This is a genomic window from Haladaptatus ordinarius, assembly GCF_054177595.1.
The window spans coordinates 1-4,469 of sequence record NZ_JBPEHH010000188.1; the positions used below are offsets into that span (position 1 = coordinate 1).

General features: G+C 53.6%; 6 protein-coding genes. 3 read left to right on the plus strand and 3 right to left on the minus strand.

Going from position 1 to position 4,469, the window contains the following annotated elements:
* Positions 1–570: 570 nt before the first annotated feature.
* A complete protein-coding gene (locus ACR3FF_RS25840) occupies positions 571–1,098 on the minus strand; it encodes a SprT-like domain-containing protein (RefSeq protein ID WP_458190960.1) in 528 nt (175 codons plus the stop codon).
* A gap of 523 nt (positions 1,099–1,621) precedes the next feature.
* Here ACR3FF_RS25840 and ACR3FF_RS25845 point away from each other — a divergent pair.
* Positions 1,622–2,254: a malectin domain-containing carbohydrate-binding protein gene (locus ACR3FF_RS25845; RefSeq protein WP_458190961.1), complete on the plus strand. Its 633-nt coding sequence runs from the start codon at positions 1,622–1,624 to the stop codon at positions 2,252–2,254.
* A 220-nt stretch (positions 2,255–2,474) separates the two neighbouring features.
* Here the strand turns inward: ACR3FF_RS25845 and ACR3FF_RS25850 are convergent, their stop codons facing one another.
* Positions 2,475–2,834: a serpin family protein gene (locus tag ACR3FF_RS25850; protein WP_458190962.1), complete on the minus strand. Its 360-nt coding sequence runs from the start codon at positions 2,832–2,834 to the stop codon at positions 2,475–2,477.
* 318 nt (positions 2,835–3,152) lie between these two features.
* On the opposite strand from ACR3FF_RS25850, the gene ACR3FF_RS25855 reads away from it, so the two are divergent.
* Positions 3,153–3,428, plus strand: coding sequence for a hypothetical protein (locus tag ACR3FF_RS25855; RefSeq protein WP_458190963.1), 276 nt, complete (start codon positions 3,153–3,155; stop codon positions 3,426–3,428).
* Positions 3,425–3,865 (plus strand): type II toxin-antitoxin system VapC family toxin, encoded by a 441-nt coding sequence (locus ACR3FF_RS25860; protein ID WP_458190964.1) that lies wholly within the window; start codon positions 3,425–3,427, stop codon positions 3,863–3,865. The genes ACR3FF_RS25855 and ACR3FF_RS25860 overlap by 4 nt, the downstream gene beginning before the upstream one ends.
* Positions 3,866–3,880: 15 nt before the next feature.
* On the opposite strand, the gene ACR3FF_RS25865 is transcribed toward ACR3FF_RS25860, so the two are convergent.
* Entirely contained in the window at positions 3,881–4,174 is a 294-nt protein-coding gene (locus ACR3FF_RS25865) for an SWIM zinc finger family protein (RefSeq protein ID WP_458190965.1), read from the minus strand.
* Positions 4,175–4,469 lie beyond the last annotated feature (295 nt).

The following is a 4,469-nucleotide window of genomic DNA, read 5'->3' on the forward strand; positions in this document are numbered from 1 at the left end:
TGTCACACAACTCTCCGTCATCATCTATATCAGGCCGCCAACTATGTGAACCATGCCGCATCTTACAGCCTCGATTCGTCAGCTGCGGCGTTAGCACTTGTGGGTAAGAGACAGAACTAAAGTCGTGGGATTCCTCGAAGAGGAGTTCAAGGTTGCGCGTTTCCTCGGGAACGAAGTACGCTTTTGCGTCTTCCCTCGACGGTTGCCGTCCAATTATGACCAAGAACGTGCGTTCCAGCGCGGATAGCCGTGTCAAAGCGGCCTTCCCACCGATTTGCAACCGGCGTATTAACCGGGAATACCGTATTCCCGTCCACGGTAGGGTATTCAGTCTACTGGGTACCACCTTTAGCGTCAGACGACCAGTTGGCCCGGACGTGGTGGACTGGGCATCGGATTTGTTACCACGCGACGAGTCGATGCGAAGTCGTTCGAGACGGCTTGCCGTCTCGTGATGACGAGAGACGCTGCGTCTCTCGAACCACATCGGTACGGTCAAAGACCGTGTTCGCCAACGAGGGAACTCCGGCACCCTTAAATACGACTGCAGGACGCTTAAACTGTACGGATTCATCCCACGACTAGTCGTGGGCTTTCTCCTGTATTTCTGTAACGGGCGATTCGCCCATCACAGTCCTCGCAAATCACCCACCAGTTCGGCACAGCAAAGCGTTCGCAGTATTGGGTCGTGTCGAGCATATCCGTCCACCGGGCGAACGTCACTCCGTGATCCGCGTTGCCGACCTCGTGGTACTGCCATGCGTGAATCAGTTCGTGGCGCACCGTCGAACTGAATTGCTCCCAACCGTGCGAGTCGTAGGCCTCCCAGCTGAGCCTGATCGTAATCTTGTCCATCTCGGGGTTGTACTTGGTGACGCCTGCCTGTCGTTTCACACAGTGGGACACCTCCCACTCAATCGCACCAATCGGCAAATCAGGAAAATGCTCAGCGGCGACGTTCGCCGCGTGTGCTTGCGCTCGGTCGAGCAGGACGCGCTCAGTCGTCGGTGTGTCGTCGTTGCGTTCGGTCGAAACAACCGCACACTCGGTCAGCGTTCGCTGGTCGGTGATCTCCGAGAACGGCACTTGTCGTTCCATGGATAAAAAGGGCTGAAGCGGTGGTTCGTTCTGTCCGCAAGCATAGCCAGCACGGGAAGCCACCGAGTCCGTCACAGTCGCAGTCTTCGGGTTCGGTCTCGTCTTCGTCCCCCGAGGCGAAGGCCTCAATCGGTAGATGAGACAGAAGAAGTGAGCGACGCGATTCGTTCCACATGAATTGCACTTTAAACGGCATATAATTAACTCGGTGGGGTGATGAGCCATCGAAAATGAAGCGATACACTAGCGGAGTGTGAGAGACGTGCCAGGTTCTTCATCCGATGGTTTCACGCACGGGGTCCTGATTGGGGGTGGCATCGTTTTCTTCGTTGCAGGACTCATAATCGTGGCCGGAGTTCCGGGTGGTATCCTGAGCCCAGCAGTTGGTGGTAGCAACCAGACGACCGCCGCTCCAAGTTCGACGACGTCCACGGTAATGCAAACCAGTGGCGAATCGACCAAACATTCGGCGACAACGAATAGTCGCACAGCAAAAATATCGACGACAGCGACATCGACCTCAGTGTCTTCGACCACGGCGGCACCGACCACGGCGGCACCGACCACGTCAACCACGCAGTCACGGAGTCCGGTGATTTACCGGGTCAACGTTGGTGGGTCGCGACTTCCGGCGATGAATGGCGGGCCCGATTGGTTGCCCGATAGCGAACAACACCCGTCACGGTTCGGCAACGCACTTTGGAGCGGAAGTCACACGAACACTACCGACGATTCGGTGGCAATGACGGCCGCGGTTCCGGCCGGGACACCCGAAGCGATATTCCACAGTCGGCGATGGGACGCAGACACAAAAGATCACAATGACGATACGGAGATGCAGTATCGCTTCCCGGTCGAAAACGGTCAGTATGAAGTTCGACTGTACTTCGCCGAGACGTATCTTGACGATTACCTCAATCGTCGTGTCGGCCCACGTAAGTTCAGCGTCGAAATCGGGGATGAAGAGGTTCTCCACGATTATGACATGTACAAAGAACTCGGCCACGACAGAGGGACGATGAAATCGTTCACAGTGAAAGTCGAGGAGGGCGTCATCAACGTTCGATTCAAACACAAGAAAGAAGATCCGATGCTGTCGGGTATCTCTATCGTCCGTGTGGAGAGCGGAAAGGAGAAAAACGGTCACCAGCAGTGACCGCTCGGTAGGTGGCAGATACGCTTGATATTGAGCGGCCGTCCGCCCATGGACGGCTCAGGAGTTACAGGAAGATGGAGTGGTAGAGCAAGGGAAATGGAGTCCACAAGTTGTTATCTGGTGGATTTCTAGAGGAATAGTGGGCGCGCTAGCGTGTTTCTGCAGCAATGATCGTGAGTTATGAGGCAGTGGTGTCCTCCATATCCATTCATCAGTCAGGTTAAGCAGCGTTCGCATCAATGACGCGCCCGAGGAAGAGTGCGGTGTCAGTAGGTCGATGTCGAATCAGTAAGCAGAACGGCCGATTAACGGTCATCTCGAATGGATTGAGTGCTGCTCCTGACGCTCGTACCTCAACAGCGGTCGCTGCCGCTGCCTCTGTTCCCTCCTCATCGACAGCGACGAAGCTTTTGTGGGGCACGTCGTCGATTTGCAGACGCTCGCCAGCCTTTTCAAGATCGGTCATTCCGCTAAAATCATCAGCATCTGAGAATGTAATTGGCGTTCCGAGCTTTGCAAGCGTCTTCTTGATGACGTCGAGCAGAGCTGTCGGTATCTTCAGTATCGTCGGTCGCTGCATTCATACTCTCTTTGAGCAGTCGCTGGTCGGCGATAGCCCCAACCGTCAACTACCGTGCCATGGATAAAAAAGAGTTGAAGCAGTGGCTAGTTCGGCAGTTCCTTCCGTCCCGTTCGCACGCACGGCCAGCAGGGGAATCCGTTGAGGCCGTCGCAGTCACAGTCTTCGGATTCGGTCTCGTCTCGTCCTCTGAGGGGAAGGCGTCGAGCGTTCCGTCGTCAGTTGCGTTTTCGACGGCAGTCATGTCCTTACAGGAGCCAGCACATTACTACTATTGAACAGAGTAGCATTTATTGCTGAGTAGAAGAGTCTACTAGCATGGCAACGTCAGTGAAAATGGACGAAGGAACGAAGTCTGATTTGGAGGAACTCCAAGCAGAGATTCGTCTAAAAGCAGGAAAGCAAGTAACGCAGCAGGAAATTCTCGCCCGGATCGTTGCACACGCGGTTGACTCGAAAGCTGATCTCATCGATTCGTTTCGCGATGAAATGCCAGCGCTCGATCCAAGGGAGCGAGAAGCGTTCCACCAAGGAATGATCTCCTCTGGCGTGAAAACATCGGAATCAGACATCGACGAAGAGTTGTACGGATGAGCGTCCTTATTGACACTGGTGTTTTTTACGCACATCACGATGAAGACGCTGAACGCCATGATACTGCGGTTTCTGCAATGAATTCAGTACTTACTGGTGAATACGGACAACCGTACACCAGTGACTATGTCTATGACGAAACAGTCACACTAACTCGAATGCGGACTAGTTCATTTGAGGCTGCAAAAACCGTCTCCGACCGAATTCTTGGACGCAAATCATTCCCAGAGATACTCGAGATGATCCAGATGGGACACGACGACTTTAATGCGACAGTCGATACATGGGTCCAATATCAAGACCACGATTTAAGTGTGACTGACGCAAGTCTCGTGACGCTCTGTGAACGATATGATATCGATTCTATTCTCAGTTTTGACTCCAACTTCGATGGAATCGTTCATCGAACAGACCCATCCCATATGTCTACGGAATAAGAAGAGCGAGAAGAATTAGTTCGTCAATTCCTTTCGTCCGGTTCTCACGCATGGACAGCACGGGAACCCGTTGAGGCCGTCACAGTCGCAGTCTTCGGGTTCGGTATCGTCTTCGTCCTCGGACGCGAAGGCGTCAAGCGTCCCGTCGTCGGTTGCGTTCTCGACGGCGACCAAGTGCTTGCAGTAAGCGTTTCGGTGGACGTGGTGCGGGCACGTGCAGGCCATCAGTTCGTCGGTCACGTCGTCGATAGAGACGGTGTACTGGTGGGCTGTGGATTTCTCATGGGCCTCGTTGGTGACTTCGACCATTCCGGGGGCATCGACATCGAAGGCAAATTGTTCGCCCTGTGCGTGTTTCTGTGCCGTCTTATCATTCTGTGGGATCGGCGGCTTGCTGCTATTCTCCTTCTCAAATTGTGTCGAATGAATTGATAACGTCGCTCGTCGAATACACCGGTACTAAATCTTGCTCATCGAAGTCAGTGACCCACGACTGAAGTCCTGTCTCTTACCCATAAGTCAGTGATAGAGAGAAAATCTAATCAAATGAGATCTGAGAAGAAGGAATGAGTCAAAATGCGGTCATCATTGGAACTGAACCTTG

What these genes read in the sequence shown, in the direction of transcription:
- ACR3FF_RS25840 (WP_458190960.1), bottom strand. Translation starts at nt 1,098, where the DNA reads ATGGAACGACAAGTGCCGTTCTCGGAGATCACCGACCAGCGAACGCTG.
- ACR3FF_RS25850 (WP_458190962.1), bottom strand. Translation starts at nt 2,834, where the DNA reads ATGCAGCGACCGACGATACTGAAGATACCGACAGCTCTGCTCGACGTC.
- ACR3FF_RS25855 (WP_458190963.1), top strand. Translation starts at nt 3,153, where the DNA reads ATGGCAACGTCAGTGAAAATGGACGAAGGAACGAAGTCTGATTTGGAG.
- ACR3FF_RS25860 (WP_458190964.1), top strand. Translation starts at nt 3,425, where the DNA reads ATGAGCGTCCTTATTGACACTGGTGTTTTTTACGCACATCACGATGAA.
- ACR3FF_RS25865 (WP_458190965.1), bottom strand. Translation starts at nt 4,174, where the DNA reads ATGGTCGAAGTCACCAACGAGGCCCATGAGAAATCCACAGCCCACCAG.